12 protein-coding genes are annotated in these 20349 nt (G+C 43.2%); 3 read left to right on the forward strand and 9 right to left on the reverse strand.

Annotation, left to right across the window (positions count from 1 at the left end):
* Positions 1-4: 4 nt before the first annotated feature.
* From B9Y81_RS02475 to tig, 6 genes are all read right to left on the reverse strand, one after another.
* Positions 5-865 (reverse strand): hypothetical protein, encoded by an 861-nt coding sequence (locus B9Y81_RS02475; RefSeq protein ID WP_085535401.1) that lies wholly within the window; start codon positions 863-865, stop codon positions 5-7.
* Between the two features lie 7 nt (positions 866-872).
* Complete coding sequence (locus B9Y81_RS02480) at positions 873-2465, reverse strand: peptidylprolyl isomerase (RefSeq protein WP_085535402.1); 1593 nt, start codon at positions 2463-2465, stop codon at positions 873-875.
* 94 nt (positions 2466-2559) lie between these two features.
* Positions 2560-4740, reverse strand: coding sequence for a DNA helicase RecQ (gene recQ, locus B9Y81_RS02485; protein ID WP_085535403.1), 2181 nt, complete (start codon positions 4738-4740; stop codon positions 2560-2562).
* A gap of 28 nt (positions 4741-4768) precedes the next feature.
* A complete protein-coding gene (gene clpX / locus B9Y81_RS02490; RefSeq protein ID WP_085535404.1) occupies positions 4769-5998 on the reverse strand; it encodes an ATP-dependent Clp protease ATP-binding subunit ClpX in 1230 nt (409 codons plus the stop codon).
* 30 nt (positions 5999-6028) lie between these two features.
* Positions 6029-6691: an ATP-dependent Clp endopeptidase proteolytic subunit ClpP gene (gene clpP / locus B9Y81_RS02495; RefSeq protein ID WP_085535405.1), complete on the reverse strand. Its 663-nt coding sequence runs from the start codon at positions 6689-6691 to the stop codon at positions 6029-6031.
* Between the two features lie 187 nt (positions 6692-6878).
* Positions 6879-8237 (reverse strand): trigger factor, encoded by a 1359-nt coding sequence (tig, locus tag B9Y81_RS02500; protein WP_085535406.1) that lies wholly within the window; start codon positions 8235-8237, stop codon positions 6879-6881.
* A gap of 308 nt (positions 8238-8545) precedes the next feature.
* Here tig and B9Y81_RS02505 point away from each other — a divergent pair, with 308 nt between their 5' ends.
* Both B9Y81_RS02505 and B9Y81_RS02510 read left to right on the forward strand, forming a co-directional pair.
* Positions 8546-8791, forward strand: coding sequence for an RNA recognition motif domain-containing protein (locus B9Y81_RS02505; RefSeq protein WP_085535407.1), 246 nt, complete (start codon positions 8546-8548; stop codon positions 8789-8791).
* Positions 8792-8890: 99 nt separating this feature from the next.
* Positions 8891-9790 (forward strand): CPBP family intramembrane glutamic endopeptidase, encoded by a 900-nt coding sequence (locus tag B9Y81_RS02510; RefSeq protein ID WP_085535408.1) that lies wholly within the window; start codon positions 8891-8893, stop codon positions 9788-9790.
* Between the two features lie 1429 nt (positions 9791-11219).
* Here B9Y81_RS02510 and B9Y81_RS02515 read toward each other — a convergent pair.
* A complete protein-coding gene (locus B9Y81_RS02515) occupies positions 11220-12755 on the reverse strand; it encodes a Fic family protein (protein WP_085535409.1) in 1536 nt (511 codons plus the stop codon).
* Between the two features lie 1090 nt (positions 12756-13845).
* Between B9Y81_RS02515 and B9Y81_RS15240 the strand changes: the two genes are divergently transcribed.
* Positions 13846-14010, forward strand: coding sequence for a hypothetical protein (locus B9Y81_RS15240; protein ID WP_176221431.1), 165 nt, complete (start codon positions 13846-13848; stop codon positions 14008-14010).
* 960 nt (positions 14011-14970) lie between these two features.
* Here B9Y81_RS15240 and B9Y81_RS02525 read toward each other — a convergent pair.
* Positions 14971-17130: a BACON domain-containing protein gene (locus tag B9Y81_RS02525; RefSeq protein ID WP_085535411.1), complete on the reverse strand. Its 2160-nt coding sequence runs from the start codon at positions 17128-17130 to the stop codon at positions 14971-14973.
* Positions 17131-17155: 25 nt separating this feature from the next.
* Positions 17156-20338 carry a BACON domain-containing protein gene (locus B9Y81_RS02530; RefSeq protein WP_085535412.1) on the reverse strand — a complete coding sequence of 1061 codons (3183 nt, stop codon included), beginning with the start codon at positions 20336-20338 and terminating at the stop codon, positions 17156-17158.
* Between the last annotated feature and the right edge of the window lie 11 nt (positions 20339-20349).

Consider the following 20349-nt stretch of genomic DNA (forward strand, 5'->3'; position numbering starts at 1 on the left):
TGTTTTATTTAGCGTTTTCCGTGGTCGAAAGAAACTTCACATTCCCACGTTTAACCGCGTCAGTATATAATTCATTCTCAAAATCTGCTATAAAATCCTTCTTTTTTTGATTAATCAGCATCTCAACAATGCGTGATTCTGCATAATCATAAGGAGCAATACTACCGGCAGATATATATTCTTGTATATTCAGCAAGTAACAAAAGGCACTATCTGAAACTTCTACAAATTTATTCGACTGTAAAAAAGCATTGCCATTTGTCACCGGAACCGGAATATTGCCTGCTACTTCATCGAAATCAACCCATTTATCAAAAAAGTAATCAAATATACTCGCATTTTGAATACTGTATTTCTCAATCTTCTCTAAAGATTCGGTAGAATTGGATTTATACCATTTTTTAACCTCATCCAAACCGGGAGCCTCAACGGGAATTTTAAGAAACAATCCTTTTACAATCGCATTATTAAGCCTGAAATACTCCTGGTTCTCTTCGAAATAAATCAGCTTGTCACTTTCTCTGATATTAGGAGATAGTTTTTCAAGTACTAATCGTTCCTGATATCTGTATCTTATAAGTGATTGCCTATAAACATTTACCAGTCTTTCTACTTCCTGCGCATCATCCAGATTTTTTAATGCTACATCATATATCAATTTATCCTTTACCCATTTTTCAATATAATTCTCAGCAAACATCAGGCTGTCAGAAGAAGATATACCGGTAGGGATAATTCCTTTCAGGTTGGATTTATACAGAATTTGTCCATTAACTTCAACTAAAGCATCACCTTCTGCTGTTTGTGTATGATTACATGCACTCAGCAAAAATACAAATGCTATGAAATAAAAACAAATCCTCATTCGATTCTTAATGTTTCTTTATCTTTTTCAATAATTTAGTGTTAACCACCACCGGATATTTCTTCTGGATTTCCGCCATCCACTTTCGTTCCAGTTCCGGCTGTTCTTCGATAGGTTTCTGCCACACACGGGCATTGCTCACTTCAAACAATAAGATACCATCCCGGTATTCTTGCAGCAGATGAAGGTATTCCGGATGTTTTGTCTCTAAGTTTTCACGTTCATGCGTTTTAACAACATCTCTTAAAAACAAATCATATACTTCCTGCATAAAATCCTTGGAATACGTTTTCGTTGAAAAGGGATTGCGGTACAGATAATAGCAAAATTCCGTTAAATCAATAACCCGGTTATTGATAATAGCCAATGTATCCTGTTCGTCTTTCAACTGCTTAAAGAACATGGAGTCTGTGGGAAAATAGCTATCACATACGCGTTCTAATTTTGCATAAGCTTCCGGATAAAATGTATATCCATACTCCTTTTTAAGACGAGTATCAAAAGAATTATAGAATTCAAAATTCCATTCGTCTTTTCTCATAACAGAAGCGATTCTGTCTTTCTCTTCTTCATAAGAAGACCGGGGCTTTTTATCGATCAATTTAATCAGATGATATCCAAAAGCTGTTTTTACTGGTGATGAAATAGCTCCTTTTTCTTTTAAGTTAAATGCAGCCAGTTCAAATTCAGGAACCATAACGCCGTGTGAGAAAAATGGTAAAACGCCACCTTTTCCTGCATTTCCTTCATCTTCGGAAAACTCCTTCGCTAACTCCTCAAAACTTTCACCGGACAACAATCTTTCCCGAACCTCATTGGCCAATTTAAGTTTTTCGGAAGACAGTTCTTCATTTTCACTGTCGTTTACACGAAAAAGTATATGAGCCACCCTTACCTGTCCTTGGTTTGGCTTATGTTTATCTAATTTGATTAAATAATATCCGGCCGACGTACGAAAAGGAATAGACAGTTCTCCTTCCTTCATATTCCACGCTACATTATCAAAAGCTTTCAGCGCTTTCAAGGGAAGCAGCGATTCGTTTTTACCACTGAACACAAGTTGCGAGGTGCTGTCTTCTTTAACAACTCGCTCCGCCACTTTATCAAAGTCTTCACCTGCTTTAATTCGTTCATAGGCGCTATAGGCTTTCTGATAAACAGCTAATGTATCTTTAGAAACGACTACTCCCGGAAACGCGAAAAGGATATAACGTAAACTCAGCACCCGATCGCCTCTGTCGTATATCATTTTTGTTACAGCATCCTGACCTTGCTGATCATTCATATAACTTTCGGTCAGCTCTGCTTTGTATTTTCTATATTCCGACTGGAATGAATTCGTATTATCCAACCCTAAGTTTTCCGCGTCGGCAACTTTCAGTTTGAAGTTTTTAAACAAATCCACGTAAGCATTCAGTGATTTTTTATTGGTTAAGTCTACTTCATTGTTCTTTGTTGCCATATATTCAAATTCCGCCAAAGAGATCTCTTTCCCGGCAACAGTCATAATCACAGAGTCTGAACTTATCTGAGCATTACAAAAGAAAGGCACAATAAAACTCAACAACAACAAACGTCTCATTCTGAATCCTTTTTCCATTTTTGATATTCCATTTATAAATAACATAAAATATAAAACGTTCTATAACTCCAAAAAGTATATAATCCTTTATATTTAGCGTTTTTTATAATCATCAGTTGGCCATTTCCGACAAGAATTTAATTCGGACCAAACGTATTTCCTCTTCCGTATAGTCACCTCCGAGTTCCTCGATAGCATCCTCCAGCCCATCTGTTTCAGAATCCTTAAAGTATTCATAGATATCCTCTATGTGATCCTCATCTACTACGTCATTCAAGAAATAATCGATATTGATGCGCGTACCGGAATAAACAATAGCCTCTACTTCGTCCAGCAGTTCCGGAAACTCCAGTCCTTTAGTCAGTGCGATATCATCTAAGGCCACCTTGCGGTCGATACTCTGAACAATCCAGACTTTCAGTTTTGATTTGTTTGCGACTGTTCGTACGCGTAGATCCTCCGGTCGTTCAATTTCATTCTCTTCAACGTGTTTTTTGATCAATGTGATAAACTCCATTCCGTAACGTTTGGCCTTTCCGGCACCAACACCCGGGATATTTTGCAGTTCGTCCAATGTAACCGGATAAGTCGTCGCCATTGCTTCCAATGAAATATCCTGGAAGATTACAAAAGGAGGTACTTCCAGACGTTTGGATAATTTCTTACGCAAATCTTTCATCATGGAATACAAGATCGGATCCACAGCACAAGTGCCACCTCCTCTTACTTGCGTTTCTTCTTCTTCCTCCTCAAACTCATTATCTTTAATGATTTTAAAAGAAACAGGATTTGTCATAAATCCTTGTCCTTTTTTAGTAATTTTCAACAGTCCGTAGTTCTCGATGTCTTTTTCAAGATAACCACCAATCAGGGCTTGCCGTATTACAGCATTCCAGGTTTTCTCGTCTTCGTCCTGCCCCGAACCGAAAAGTTCGAGTTCATTATGTTTAAAAGACTGTATTTCTGCCGTTTCATTACCCACCAGGATATTAACAACATACTCGGTTTTAATTTTTTCTTTTAACGCGCTGATAACTTCTAATACTGCGCTTAATAATTCTTTTGCTTCCACTTGTTTTTTAGGGTTCAAACAATTATCACAACAACCACAATTCTCTTCTAAATATTCTTCTCCAAAATAATGCAGCAAAACCTTTCTGCGACACACAGCGGTTTCTGCGTATGCGGCAGTTTCCAATAGTAACTGCCTGCCTATTTCCTGCTCTGCGACAGGTTTTCCCTGCATGAATTTTTCTAATTTCTGCAAGTCTTTATAAGCGTAAAAGGCCAGACATTGTCCTTCTCCTCCATCTCGCCCGGCACGCCCTGTTTCCTGATAGTAGCCTTCCAGACTCTTTGGGATATCATAATGAATAACATAACGTACATCCGGCTTATCAATGCCCATTCCAAAAGCGATGGTCGCCACAATAACGTCTGCCTTTTCCATCAGAAAAGCATCCTGATTTGCCGTTCTCGTCATAGAATCCATTCCGGCATGATAGGATAGCGCTCTAATACCGTTGGCCAGGAGGATATCAGCAAATTCTTCTACTTTTTTACGACTCAAACAGTAGATTATTCCTGATTTTCCTTCATTCGCCTTAATATATTTAATTATTTCACGATCAACATTCGTGTCTTTCTGTCTAATTTCGTAATAGAGATTAGCCCGGTTAAAGGACGACTTAAAGACTGTCGCGTCACTCATTCCCAGGTTTTTTTGGATATCATGTTGCACTTTAGGTGTTGCCGTAGCAGTCAAAGCAATCACCGGGCGTTTACCTATACCATTGATTATCGGACGGATTCGTCTGTACTCAGGCCGGAAATCATGTCCCCATTCTGAAATACAATGCGCTTCGTCAACCGCATAGAAAGAAATATTTACCTGACGAAGGAAATCTACATTTTCTTCTTTTGTCAGTGACTCCGGAGCTACATACAACAGTTTTGTTCGTCCACTGATTATATCACTTTTCACTTGTTCGATCGCGGTTTTATTCAACGACGAATTAATAAAATGTGCCACCCCGTCTTCTTCACTGAAGTTACGCATCGCGTCTACCTGATTTTTCATCAGGGCAATCAACGGAGATACAACAATAGCTGTACCCTCCATAAGCAGGGAGGGTAATTGATAACACAGGGATTTCCCACCTCCGGTAGGCATTAAGACAAAGGTATCTTTCCCGTCTAAGACATTTTGAATAATAGCCTTTTGAGTCCCTTTAAAGGTACCAAAGCCAAAATGAGTCTTCAAAGCCTCAGTTAACATATCCTTCTTTGCCATATTTGGTTATTTTCTCTCTTTACAATCTCTAAGCGGTCTGTAAACGGCTTACATCCGATTTTTCGAATTTTTCCTTCGCGTATTCCAAAGAGACGTGAAGCTTTTTAGTTTTTCCGGATGGCATGGCAAACATAGCATCCATCATTATTGCTTCCACAATTGATCGAAGACCACGTGCTCCCAGTTTAAATTCCATAGCCTTATCCACGATATATTCATAGACGTTTTCATCAAAAGACAATTCAATTCCATCCATTTCAAACAATTTCAGATATTGCTTTACGATCGAATTTTTAGGTTCTGTTAATATATTCCGTAAAGTAGACCTATCAAGGGGGTTAAGGTAAGTAAGAATTGGCAAACGACCAATTATTTCGGGAATTAGTCCAAAAGATTTTAAATCTGTCGGAGTAATATATTTCAATAAATTATTCCTGTCGAGGGCACTTACTTCTTTATTCGCGGAGTAGCCTACCACCCGTGTATTCAAACGTTGGGCTATTTTCTTCTCTATCCCGTCAAACGCACCACCACAGATAAACAAAATATTCTTGGTGTCAATCGCTATCATTTTCTGATCAGGATGCTTTCTGCCACCCTGAGGAGGCACATTCACGATCGAACCTTCCAACAATTTGAGCAATCCCTGTTGAACGCCTTCTCCACTTACATCCCGCGTAATGGAAGGGTTATCGCTTTTACGGGCTATTTTATCGATTTCGTCGATAAAAACAATGCCACGCTGGGCCGAATCCACATCGTAATCAGACGCCTGTAGCAATCGGGTCAGGATACTTTCAATGTCTTCACCAACATATCCGGCTTCCGTCAACACAGTCGCGTCAACAATAGCAAACGGCACTTGCAATAGTTTTGCAATCGTACGTGCCAGTAACGTTTTTCCCGTACCGGTTGCTCCAACCATAATGATATTGGATTTTTCAATTTCAACATCATCTTTTGTGATTCGCTGAAGCAAACGTTTGTAATGGTTATATACGGAAACCGATAAATATCGTTTCGCATCATCCTGTCCAATAACGTATTGATCAAGAAAAATCTTTATATCCTTTGGTTTGGGGAGATCTTTTTGTGTAATACCTAACGGATTCTTTTTAGACACTGTCTGCTCCTTTACTATCTCATAAGCCTGTTGCACACAGTCATCACATATAGCACCGGATATACCATTTATCAATAAATTTACATCCTTGCTATTTCTACCGCAAAAGGTACACGATTCGCCTGTTCTGGCCATATATATCCTCTAATAAAATTAAAACATGAATTACTTTCGGGTCAATATATCATCAATCATTCCATACGCTTTAGCCTCTTCCGAAGTCATCCAGTAATCTCTGTCACTGTCTTTCTCCACTTCTTCAAAAGATTTTCCGGAATGATCTGCAATGATCGTATAAAGTTCTTTTTTTACCTTCAATATCTCACGAGCTGCAATTTCAATATCTGAAGCTTGCCCCTGGGTGCCGCCTAAAGGCTGGTGTATCATCACACGGGAATGTTGTAAAGCGAATCGTTTGCCTTTCGTTCCTGCAACCAACAAGACAGAGGCCATAGATGCCGCGATTCCTGTACAGATGGTAGACACATTGCTTCCGATAAACTGCATCGTATCGTATATACCATAACCGGCATACACCGAACCACCCGGAGAATTGATGTAAATCGAAATATCTTTGCCCGGATCGCTTGAATCAAGATAAAGCAATTGAGCCTGAATCACATTAGCTGTGTAATCATCAATTTGTGTTCCAAGGAAAATGATACGATCCATCATCAAACGTGAGAACACATCCATTTGCGCCACGTTCAACTGACGCTCTTCTATAATTGTAGGAGAAATATAGCTGCTACTGATGTTCATGTAACTATCAAGAGCAGTACCGCTCATCCTTAAATGCTTCGTAGCATATTTTCTGAAATCTTCCATAATTCTATTCTTCTGTAATTTTAAAGACACAAAAAAGGGAACCCTCTTTTTCTTAACAATAAAACAAAGTTATAAATAAATTTCTGAAAGAAACAAACTTATCTTTTATCGTCAAGAGTTTTTCACAGAGAATTCCCCTTTTTCACTTACACACAACAGGTTAACCTGCTGCAAAGATTGGATTTCTTTATGCGAAGAGCTTATTAAACTCTTCTACAGATACCTCATTTACTTCAATTTTCACAAGACCCTTTAATACGTCAGACAATTTTTCCTCAACCACACGGTCGATGATGTTTTGCAATGTCTGTTTGTTTTTAAGCATATCTTTAACATAACCGCCCAATACATCTTCAGGAACGGACAGCATGCCATATTGTGCAAATTGAGATTTAGCTATGCGTACAGCAAAAGCTTCGATATCGGCATCTTCTACTTTGATGTCGTGTTCTTTCACCAACGACTCTTTCACTAACTGATATTTCAGGTCTTCAATCAGTTTAGGAAACTCTTCATCCAGCGTTTCCGCAGATTGTTTTTTGTTTGTTTCCAACAACCAACGTTTCAATATGCTATCGGCAAATGCAGGGTCTCCTGCTTTTTTAACCAACAGTTCGCGGGCGTCAGTCAAAAACTTGTAGTTTTCCTGTGGCTCGAATTGTTCAGCCAAAATACTTTTTATCTTAGCACGGAATTCTTCTTCATTGCTCACAGCACCTTCACCTAATGCTTTATCAAAAAGCTCCTGGTTCAATTCAGCAAGGTTATGACGGGTAATTTCCTCTATTTCAAAGCTGAAATCAGCCGTAATTTCTTCCGCCTTATCTTTTTCAATCTTCAATAATGAAGCTATTTCAGCATTTGCGCCTTCATAAGCCTTCTTAGGATTGAAAATCACTACACTGTTTTTCTTTGCTTCAAGAAATTTCGCTTTTTCCGCTTCATCTTTAAGGTAGAAAGGCATCAACACGGCTTCTTCCACCACAATGCCACCTTCTTTAACCGCTCCGTTTTCCAGTTCAGCCAAAGTTCCCTTAAGCAAATCTTTTTCTACGATTGTATCATCTACTTCGTCATATTGCCCGAAATTCGAACGATATGATTCAACTTGTTCGTTCACCATCTCATCATCGATAAGTACTTTATAAGAAGTCAACTTATCTCTTTTGTTCAAGGTGATTTTTATTTCAGGAGCAAACGCTAAGTCAAAAGAAAATTCAAAATCTTCCTGTGTAACGAAGTTCAGCTCTTTTTGTTCAGTTTCATTCGGCATCGGTTCGCCAAGTATATTCAGCTTATTGTCCCGTATGTAATCAAACAGGCTATCAGAAACCAGTCGGTTGATCTCTTCAACCAACAACTGAGTTCCATGCATTTTCTTCACCATTCCCAGTGGAACCATACCTTTACGAAAACCCGGAAGTGCTACTTTCTGACGAAAATTACGCATACTTTTTTCTAATTTTTCTGCGTAATCGGCCTTCACTATTTCTATTTTCAGGATACCGCTATTATCAGCATCATTATTTTGAAGTGAAATATTCATTCTGAACGTTTTATTTAATTTGTTTTATCCTTCACATTTTTTCAGGGTGCAAAATTAGACTTATTCTTTTAATAACGCAAATTGTTTACTTAAAAACTATTACGCGCATATTTTATTAAGCTAAAAACTTGCTATTCAAAAATAAATATATTCCTTTGTAGCGTGAAAGGCAATTTACCTTGAACGTACCTAACAATGTTTTTTATTTCTTCAATATCTCTTGTCGATTTATCTATCACTGTTACGAAATTCCGGTTTACCACTTTTCATTGAAACAACAATTTTTATTTTTAATTACTTTTATTTTTATGAACATTTACATTGGAAACCTGAATTATCGTGTTCGGGAAGAGGATTTGAAACAAGTGATGGAAGAATACGGAGCAGTAGACTCAGTAAAAATCATCAAGGATCGTGAAACCGGAAGATCTAAAGGATTTGCTTTCGTAGAAATGGCTAACGACGAAGACGCTAAAAAAGCGATCGAAGAGTTGAACGAAGCTGAATACGAAGGTCGCCAGATGGTTGTTAAAGAAGCTAGACCTAAAGCGTAAGCTACCGTACTTCTTATTGTTTAGAAGAAATAAAGAACTTCCGCCGAGCATTTGGTGGGAGTTTTTTTTTACAGAAACAAATACCAGCGAAAAAACAAAATGAGATTAAAAGCTTCCTTTTCAAACAAGTCCGGACTGACTCAGTTGTGGTTACTGTTTTTCTTAATTATAGCAGGTTTACTGATCATTTCCCTCCTGAGTGTTGTTTTTTTTATTAAGGCAGACGTTGTCGGTTCTTTGCAAGATCCGGGCTATTTGAGACTGATCCAGTCTGTTTCCGTCGTGTTTTCTTTTTTATTGCCTGCGCTTGCCTTGGCCTGGTTTTGCAGCGAATCGCCACTCGAATATCTTTCATTAACTAAATTTCCCTCGGCAAAGGTGTGTTTGTTGGTTTTTGTAAGTTTATTTTTACTCGGACCAACAATAAATATGACCGCCCTGCTTAATAAGCAATTAGTATTGCCGCCTTTTTTAGAGTCTGTAGAGTTATGGATGAAAGCGAAGGAAGCCGAAATGGAGGGTATTGTTAATCTTTTGATTCAAGATAAAAGCAGAGGTGCGTTTATAGCCAATCTCGTAGTGATGGCACTGCTTGCCGCATTGACCGAAGAGATTCTTTTCAGGGGAGCTATTCAAAGAATCATCGAAAAATGGACAAAGAACCATCATGTTGTTATCTGGTTTGCAGCAATCGTATTCAGCGCGATACACATGCAGTTTTACGGTTTCATCCCGCGTATGATTCTGGGGGCTTATTTAGGTTATCTTTTATATTGGAGCAAAAGTATATGGCTTCCTATACTCGCGCATTTCATCAACAATGCGGTTGCTGTTGTTGCTACCCGGAATATGAATCCGGAAAATAATTATAATGAATTTATCACCGGTGATATTAAGAGTGAGCATTTGCTCGGTTATTTCTTTTTTGCCGTAATTACTTTTTCCCTCTTCTTTTTATTAAATAAGAAACTGGCCAAAGAAGCAAAACCGGTAGATTAAACAGGCTCTTTTTTCCGGGTTTGGGACAGGGTTTTAAGGGGTTTCACCCCTGCTATCCCACGTCATTTTGGCTTGATCCCCAAAAGGCTCAGCATGACAAGGGGAAGGACCGTTCCCCCCTTTCAACCCGACCACCCTTCTTTGTCGACACGACCACCCTTCTCTGTCATCCCGACTATCCTCTTTTTTAAACCCGACCTCCCTTCCCTGTCATCTCGACCGAAGTGGAGAGATCTCTGCATGGAGCTTCGTTAAAGAATAGTCTGATGGGATGGGATGCTTCGACAGGCTCAGCATGACAGTTGGTTGGGATGAGATGCTTCGACAGGCTCAGCATGACAGTTGGTTGGGATGAGATGCTTCGACAGGCTCAGCATGACAGGGGATGGGACAGGGTTTTAAGGGGTTTCACCCCTGTGACCCCACATCATTTTTTGGCTTGATCCAAAAAACGAAGCAAAAAAGATCAAGGCTGCACTTCCTTCGCTAAAAAACACTGCGCTTTCGCTAAACAAATCGAAAACTCGCTGCGCTCAAACAACGATTTGTTTTTAACGCTCTCGCTCCGTGTTTTTCTTAACGCTCATCCAATGAGGCCGGTTTTTTCACGGCTCGCCGCTTTTCGCGGCATCGCGCTCTTTTCTGGATAAGAACCGCCCTTTCCTGTCAACCCGACCTCCCTTCCCTGTCAACCCAACTACCCTTCTTTGTCGACCCGACCACCCCTCTTTTGTCATCTCGACCGAAGTGGAGAGATCTCTGCATGGAGCTTCGGTTAAGAATAGTCAGATGGGATGAGATGCTTCGACAGGCTCAGCATGACAATGGGGGAAAGAACCGTTCCTCTTTGTCGACCCGACCGCCCCTCTTTTGTCATCTCGACCGGAGTGGAGAGATCTCTGCATGGAGCTTCGGTTAAGAATAGTCAGACGCGGTGAGATGCTTCGACAGGCTCAGCATGACAATGGGGGAAAGAACCGTTCCTCTTTGTCGACCCGACCACCCTTCCTTGTCATCTCGACCGAAGTGGAGAGATCTCTGCATGGAGCTTCGGTTAAGAATAGTCTGATGGGATGAGATGCTTCGACAGGCTCAGCATGACAGTGGGAAAGGAACCGTTCCTCCTTGTCAGCCCGACCGCCCTCTTTGTCGACCCGACTACCCCTCCCTGTCATCTCGACCGGAGTGGAGAGATCTCTGCATGGAGCTTCGGTTAAGAATAGTCTGACGCGGTGAGATGCTTCGACAGGCTCAGCATGACAATGGGGGAAAGAACCGTTCCTCTTTGTCGACCCGACCTCCCTCCCTGTCATCTCGACCGGAGTGGAGAGATCTCTGCATGGAGCTTCGGTTAAGAATAGTCTGATGGGATGAGATGTTTCGACAAGCTCAACATGACAATGGGGTGGGATGAGATGCTTCGACGGGTTTAGTTTGACAGGGGGGTGGGATGAGATGCTAATGAAGCAATAAATAATGTGAAGCCGGTAATATCTCCATTAACACTTCCTTTTTCTATGGCTTTCATGTATTCTTGGCGTCTTTCAACGGGGACTATTGCCCAACTGTATCCACCGGATATTAGCATGGCATTCATCAAAAACCGTCCCATTCTTCCGTTTCCATCCATGTAAGGATGTATGTATACAAATATGAAATGACCTAATACTGCACGAACACGAGCGTCCGCTTCTTCTTTAAGTAATTCGAAAAGGACAGGCATTGCATCTCGCACTGCTTCCGGGTTTAGAGGCGTATGCTGTGAACCACGAATATAAACTTGCCCGGTACGATATCCGGCCAGATCGGACGGCTTTAAGATTCCGGCAGTAACACTTGGTGCAAAAAGCTCTCGATACCATGCTCTGTGATCGTTGTCAATAACCTCTCCTGCACTTTTGCCTTCCAGTATACTTTTTATGCTACTTTTTACCGATTCAAAAGCCTGATAGTAACCACGGGCAGCCATTGCATTTTTTTGTTCCGCATCATTGGAATTGGCATCCGGTTGCCAATTCCCACTTTTTACTTTCTCTATGAGCTCGTCCGTTACCCGATAGCCTTCAATGGAAAGGGAGTGGTATGCATCCAATTTATATTGAGCTTCAATATCATTCATGCAAGCATCAATATCAGTATATACATTATTTGTCTCAGGGAAATTAGCTATCACAGCTTCGCGCATATTATTCCACATAAGTTTTAATCGGGCAACATAAGGTGATGTTTCACGAGAATAGGAAATGGTTGTTTTATCTTCAAATGGATCTTCTTCACGAATATCGTATCCAAGACTTTTCATTGTGCTAACAATTTCATTAGCTACTACCGTGTGTCCTATATTGCGGAAGGCTCCGGCAAGTCGCCCAGCCTTTGTACTTTGTCCTTTCTCTAATAGAATAGTCAATAAATCCGAGGCATCTGCAATTAACGATAAGCACGTACGTGCGGTAATACTATCTGATTTGAAAAAATCAGGGCTGCATTCTATCAATGCCTCCGGCAAAGAGTAAAGATTTATGCCAAATCGTGGTTCTGTATAAATTGAATTGGCTACTGATACTTTAATATCCAGTAGTGATGTCTTATGCATAAGTTTCACCACATTATTCGCTCCTTTGGGGGAACGGATAATAACCTGCGTTGGAACAATCCAATTACCACTATATATGGATAAAGAATGATCGGGCGTTAAACACCAATCTTTGCCAAAACGTGAATTGCAATACGCTGTAATGAAATACCAATATGAAGTGTACCAATTCGTAGTGTCACCGGGAACACTGTCTGGACGGGCAGAAATATACCATCCTTTCATCACCTCTTGAAGAAAGCTATTGGAAACCAATCTCTCCATGTGAGTTCTTGAAATTTCCGAAGACTTTACGATTGCAAAGCCACTCTCGTTTTGCAAATTTTGTAATATCGTCAACGATTCCGCGAGTTTTTCCTGAATTGCTGCCATATTTTTATTCTATTTTTAATGCTCACCATTGCTTTAGTACATCTCAATGTGCAACTGTTAGTTTATTATGATGTGTATCTGTTAGTTTATTACGTTGTGATACTATTAGTTTATTCTGCAAATATACTATAATTCCTTCGGATTAGTGCTCACAAAAGTCAGCGTTAAAATGATGCGTTTTTTTATAATACTATATGAAAAAAAGCACGATTGATAACATAGTTGATCAGGGTCTACCTTCTCTTTCAACCCGACTATCCTCTTTTTTCAACCCGACTATCCCTCTTTGTCATCTCGACCGGAGTGGAGAGATCTCTGTATATGGCTTCATTAAAGAATAGTCAGACGCGGTGAGATGCTTCGACAGGCTCAGCATGACAGCGGATGGTACAGGGTTTTAAGGGGTTTCACCCCTGCGACCCCACTTCATTTTTTGGCTTGATCCAAAAAACGAAGCAAAAAAGATCAAGGCTGCACTTCCTTCGCTAAAAAACACTGCGCTTTCGCTAAACAAATCGAAAACTCGCTGCGCTCAAACAACGATTTGTTTTTAACGCTTTCGCTCCGGGTTTTTCTTAACGCTCATCCAATGAGGCCGGTTTTTTCACGGCTCGCCGCTTTTCGCGGCATCGCGCTCTTTTACGGGTAGGAACCGCTTTTCCCTGTCAACCCAACTACCCTTCCCTGTCATCCCGACTGCCCTTCCCTGTCATCTCGACCGAAGTGGAGAGATCTCTGTATATGGCTTCGGTTAAGAATAGTCTGATGGGATGAGATGCTTCGACAAGCTCAGCATGACAATGGGGGAAGGAACCGTTCCTCCTTTCAACCCAACCACCCTTCTCTGTCAACCCGACCGCCCCTCTTTGTCATCTCGACCGGAGTGGAGAGATCTCTGCATGGGGCTTCGGTTAAGAATAGTCTGATGGGATGAGATGCTTCGACAAGCTCAGCATGACAATGGGGGAAGGAACCGTTCCTCCTTTCAACCCAACCACCCTTCCCTGTCAACCCGACCGCCCTTCCCTGTCATCTCGACCGGAGTGGAGAGATCTCTGTATATGGCTTCGGTTAAGAATAGTCAGACAGTATGAGATGCTTCGACAAGCTCAGCATGACAATGGGGGAAGGAACCGTTCCTCCTTTCAACCCAACCGCCCTTCTTTGTCGACCCGACCGCCCCTCTTTTGTCATCTCGACCGAAGTGGAGAGATCTCTGTATATGGCTTCGGTTAAGAATAGTCTGATGGGATGAGATGCTTCGACAGGCTCAGCATGACAAAGGAAGGGACAGGGTTTTAAGGGGTTTCACCCCTGCGACCCCACATCATTTTTTGGCTTGATCCAAAAAACGAAGCAAAAAAGATCAAGGCTGCACTTCCTTCGCTAAAAAACACTGCGCTTTCGCTAAACAAATCGAAAACTCGCTGCGCTCAAACAACGATTTGTTTTTAACGCTCTCGCTCCGTGTTTTTCTTAACGCTCATCCAATGAGGCCGGTTTTTTCACGGCTCGCCGCTTTTCGCGGCATCGCGCTCTTTTACGGGTAGGAACTTCCCTTTTTGTCATCTCGACATCTCTTCCCTGTCAACTCGACTTCCCCTCTTTGTCATTCCGACCGAAGTGGAGGAATCTCTGCATAAAACTACATTAAATAATACTCAGACAGGATGAGATGCTTCGACAAGCTCAGCATGACAATGGGGATGGGTTGGGATGAGATGCTTCGGCAGGCTCAGCATGACAGTGGGGATGGGTTGGGATGGGATGCTTCGACAGGCTCAGCATGACAGTGGGGAGGGAACCGCCCTCTTTGTTAACCCGACCGCCCTCTTTGTTAACCCGACCAACCTCTTTGTCATTCCGACCGAAGTGGAGGAATCTCTGCATATAGCTTCGTTAAAGAATACTCAGACAGGATGAGATGCTTCGACAGGCTCAGCATGACAGTGGGGATGAGTTGGGATGAGATGCTTCGGCAGGCTCAGCATGACAGTGTGGTTGGGTGGGGCGGGATGCTTCGACGGGCTCAGCATGACAATGTGGTGGTGGGAAGAAATAAAAAAACTGTACTAATTTCACAATCGGTACAGCTTTTTAAAGTTAATTTTTATTTTAATCAACTTTCTTGACTATTATCGAACGAGACGAGTTTCACAACTGATCACGCCCTTATTCTCTATTGTATTTTTTAAACGATAAATAAAAAAATATCTTATTTGCTCATTACGCATCGGACTCTCATGCTTGATGAGCCGCCTTTACCCGTACTATACTGCCCTCCATTGTAGATTATTATATAATAAGCAGCTGAGGTGTTGCCTGACGTAGCTGTCCAATAATTGGAATTTTTAAAGCCGTATCGATCAGGGGTTCCTCCCGTTCTTGCAGCATTACCGATAGCACTCAACTCACTTAAGGTCGGTACACGCCAGGGTTTAGCCGGGTTTCCGGGAATTTCGGCGCAGCTATATCGCCGGGGAGGACTCACCTGTAAAGCACCGTTTCCCGGAGGAACTAACATTGAGTATGTATTATCCGGTGTATTGGTAACTACATACCATGATTCATTGTATCTGCCATCATCACTTTTCCAAACCCAAACACCTCCTAAGTCAAAGGAAACTACCGCCGGATCGCTCCATCCTCTGATGGGAACATCTACTTCAGGGAAATCGTTGGTTGGGCTATAAAAGGTCAGCTTCGTGGTTTTATCCTTTAAGAACTGATCCGGCATATCATTTACTAAACTAAATTTAAAGTCAACTCCGCTGCTTGCGTTGGCTGTTCCCGATGTAGTGAAGTGTTTCAGTATATTGTATTGGTCGTCTTTTATCTTGACAGACCAAGGATGAGGGGACTTTACTTTAAAGGTAAAAGTATCGCCACTCATCGGGTAAATGGTGTCTTTATTGACAGGCTCAATATAGTTACTTAACTCCTGAGAGATGTTCAGGGTTTTGATTAATCCTCCGGCTTGTATCTGGATTTGTCCGGTACGTTTTGTGCTGGAAGTAGTGGCCTGAGCGGCAATATCAAACGTGAGGTTTGATTGACCGGCTGCGTTTTGAGTACTGTTCTTGAGCGTAATCCAGGATTGTGCTGTTGTGGCTTTCCAACCGCTGGGGAAGGTGGTGCTAACGGCTACCGAGTGGCTGGTTGCTTGGTTGCTTAGTTTATAATCGTCGTGGGGGCGATCGATACCCAACATATATTGCCCGTCGTACACGATATTAACAATATCTTCCGATTTACATATCACATCCACCGCGATATTTACTCCTGCACCGGCCATGGCCGTGGTTACAGAGGTTGCGCCCGCGCCTTTTATCTTTGTGATATTCACCGCGTACTTGTGGTTACGCATCACCGGCAGGTATTCGCTACCCGTTACGTCTCCTGCCGCATTACGCGTTGTTTTTGCAAAATCCACCCTGTAATACGATATAGTGGACGAGCCATTGTAGTACCCCCCGATAATCAAGCAGCAGTTCCACTTTACGTTAGTTCCCGAAACGCCTTTTGCATGTTCAGGTATAAAGATTTCTCCCTTAAACGCATTCTGGTCGGCATTCGGAACATCGTATTTAATCTGCGAATATACATTTGACGTACTGGTTGCGGAATAGCGAACAGAAGCATCCGTAACCAACGAAAGCGAAGGATCGATGTTTCTTTCCAAGGGAAGCAGCTGCAGGTGTTTCATCGAATTGCCTAACCAAACTTCTTTCATCTCGAAGTTAGACAGTCCGTTTCCCGAATTCACTTCAACATCCGCACGCGCCACAGAGCGAAGCAGCGACAAGATGGGGATAGTTAGTGAGGCACTGGTCAGGTTAATATCACCTGTTCTGCCCCACATCGGAAACGCCCGGAAAGGTGACGGCTTAACCGTCCATTTTCCGTTTGCTGTCGGATCGGTCGAATACTTTGTGAGTTGCAGGGCGGTCGCAACCTGGTCGTGCGTCATTCCCATCGTTACTGTGTTTGTTTGCAAAGCGGTCGCTATTTCGTTGTGCGCGTTGCCGATCACCACCAAAAACACACTGGTGTACGTTCCATTGGGAATCAGCACCCGAAAGCTTTTTTTGTCTCCATTTACTGAGCCCGTCGCGTCTTTTAAGTCCACGCCCTGCGTATGAAACAGCAGTTTCTTTGTCGATGTTTCAAAGCCCAGCACATTGATCGAGTCTACCTGGTTTTCCTGCGCTTCCGACGCCGCATAGGTAGTCGGTTCGAAAGCCATCGGCAACGCCACGTTGAGCGTCAGTTCGGTTACTCTTTTGCCGGCCGGTTGTTCGTAAATGCTCTCTTCACTACACCCTACCAGCCAAAGCAAGGCAGGCAACAACCATACTATAATCCATTTTTTCATCTTATTATGTTGTTTTTATATTGTTTTATATATCACGTACACAACGGGCAAAGTCGGATCCGCCACCTGTCCTTGATTTACTCTCATTATAAATTGTACTTGAGTTAGTTCTCTCCTGTATAGCCTTTGTGTTATCTCCGGTGGTAGAAGTGGCAGTATAGTAATAACCGCTGGCAGGAAAATTATACGCGGCAAGCCCTCCGTTTGCTTTGGCATCGGCAATAACAGCCGCCATCTCCGCCTGTGTAGGCAAGCGCCAGGGCTTCGATGAGTTATCTGTTTTGTACGAAGCGCAACTATACTGGCGCGGCGGAGTTACCTGTTGTCCAAGCGGCGGCACATCGAACGTATTAGTACCATTCGGCACATTGGCGAAAACATACCAGGTTTGACTACCCGGCTGGTCATTGCGTTTCACCTGCAACCCACCCAGTTCAAAATACGGAAGTACCGGTTTTGCATCTATCGTTACATCCATCGGATTAAATTCATTATAGATACTGCTGATGCGTATGGTCGCGCTTTTAGTACCCGAAGCAAAGCCGTTCAGCGTGAACAGAAAATCTATTCCGGTCCAGTTTCCCATATCAGACGGCGTATGCAACTGACGGATCAGGTTTTGTGTATCCGTAATCACGGTTGCCTCCCACGGAGATTTTGTGCGCAGCCTGAATTTATGTTTCTCATTGGGCATATCCGGGTTGTACCCGTATTCCGTTAATAGATTGCTTATCTGAACTCCTGTACTGCTGTATTGCGTTATTTTGATCTCTCTTTGGAGATTATCCGATTGCAGTATGATCGTACCCGTACGGTCCGCGCCACTCGGGTAAGCATCCACCGATATCTTCAGCGGTTGCGGCGTTCCGTTGCCGGTGGTCGGAGGCGTTTCGATCGTCAGCCAAGGCACGCTCGACGTTGCCGACCAGCTCTTGCCTGTTTCCGTGGTTACCCGCACGCATTCAATCGAATTTTTCGCGTCTTTATCATACGCGCAAGCGGTGCGGTTCACATAAAAGTCTTTCGATTCAACCGGGATATTGGGTTCCGAACCCGGATCTTCCCAAGGACTCAATGGCGGCAATACGGCAGGGCCTACCGTTATTGCTTGGTTGATCACCACTTTCTTGCGCATATTGCCCGAACTCACTACAAAATAGGCCGTACGCGGACTGCCCGAATCGTTCTGTTTGGCCGCGAAATAAACCGAATGCTGTCCGGTCGCGAACGTGTCGTTGCCCACCACCGAAAGCCAACTGCCGTTTTCGGGATACACCTTGAATCCTCCCGGCTGATTGGTTTCGACAATCAATTCCACCTTATCGTAGGCGTTGCGGTACAAGAGATAACCCGAACGGCTTGTTTTAAGCCAGTAGTCGATCACCGGAGTTTCCGGGTCGAATCCCGGATCGTCCCAGGGGCGAACAGACGGATCCAGTTCAGGGCCGATCAGCTGGTCGATTTTGATTTTCTTAAGCAAGGTGCCCGCTTTTATCACCAAGTAAGCCATGCGTGGATTACCCGTATTATTCAGTTCAACCGCAAAACGGATCGTATGCGTTCCCGCCGACGGAAACTTATTCGGCCCCTTTACCGACAGCCAGTTGCCGCCATTCGGGTATTCCGTATACACCTCTAATCCACCCGAAAAATCGGTCGTAGCCACCACTTCTATGGAATCGTTCTTATTGAGGCCCAACGAGAAAGCGGCGCGGCTCACGCCCAAGCGGTACATCTCTATGCCCGTTTCGATATCCGCTGTTTCCCAATCAAATAGCTCATTCCCAAGCCGGTATTCCGACTGGAAAAAATCAATGTATTTTACCAGATTACCCGACCGGATCTTCAGCGCAGCATGGCGCCAGTCCTTTCCGGAACTATTTGTCAAGGCATTGAAACGAAGTTGTAATTGCCCCGCGGTAATTCTGCTGAAATCCGGATTGCGCGAAGCGTTCGGCGCAGGCGTAAACTTCAGCCAGGAATCGGCATCCGACGGAACCAACCAAGCTTCGCAGCCTTCGTCATAGCTCGTTTCGATATCCAAACGAAGATTATTCTCTCCGTTGTTGGCGATGGTAAACAGCGCCTGGTTTACACGCAAGCTGTTCACACCCATAAACACGGCGTCGTCAATATCCGGCAGGCTCCAGTCTTGTACCTTACTGGTCATATTGGCGATCGTATAAAAAGCCTCATCGGGCGTATCGCTACCTTTGCCCGTTACTCCCTGTATTTTTATATCATAAGAATGGTTGCGTAAAATTTCGCCCAACGAGTTGGGTTGCTCCGTTCCATTCACAAACTCGGGTATGTCGATGCGGTAATAGGTCGTATCGTTCTTATTGGTCGAGTAGTTATACAAACCGCCCACCACAAGCGCGGTGGCATGGTCGCGGTTCAGAGGTTTACCGGATTCAAACAGGTAGATCTCACGCCGGATTATACCCGAAGCGTCCGCCTTGAACACAACGGCAGGCTTTTCCTGCTTTTGTACAGATGCCGGTAGCGTGGGAGCCAGCACCGTAAATTTAGCAGCATCCCAAGCGGTAGGCAGTTCACTATAGGCTACCCGTCCGTTAAGCGGTATATTATATAGTCGGGCGTTGGTCAGTTTAAAATCAACACCACTCTTCACACTAACATCCATGCGCGCCAGCATACGGATCAGTTTCAGATCGATACGGCTGAGCGTATCCGCCTTTAGTGGTGCCGTGCAGCCGTACATCGGGATTCTGTTTCCCTGCCATTCGCCCGTGTTTGCCAGTTCTAATTTCTGCAACACATCATCCAGCTTGTCGGCAGGTGTTAGCGTAACAGCCGTCAACGCGGCACTCGCGTTGGTCAGCACCACAAACCGCTGGCTTTGGCTGTGGTTCGCGACTTTAAAGCTATAGCCGTTGCCACCTGCGGAAAGGGGCTGTTGCCTTTTCTCATAGTAATAAGTGCCGGAACCGTCGTTGAGGAAGGAAAGAACATCAACGCCGGCTATCGTGGCTTCGTCCGTCATCGTCAACGCGTAGGTAGACGGGGTGGTGGGCGAGAGCCCTTTTCCGGTAGAAAGCGTCAGCACAATTTCTTTTTCATCTCCTCCCGTACCCGTCGGGTTCACCGCCTCCTCATCACTACAGGCAGTAAGCGAGAGCACGAACATAAAAGCCAATACACGGGTAACGGCAGGGAAAAAAGCAAAGTTTTTCTTTATTTTCATTCGTTCAATTT

The organism is Massilibacteroides vaginae (genome assembly GCF_900178525.1).
GTDB lineage: Bacteria > Bacteroidota > Bacteroidia > Bacteroidales > Tannerellaceae > Massilibacteroides > Massilibacteroides vaginae.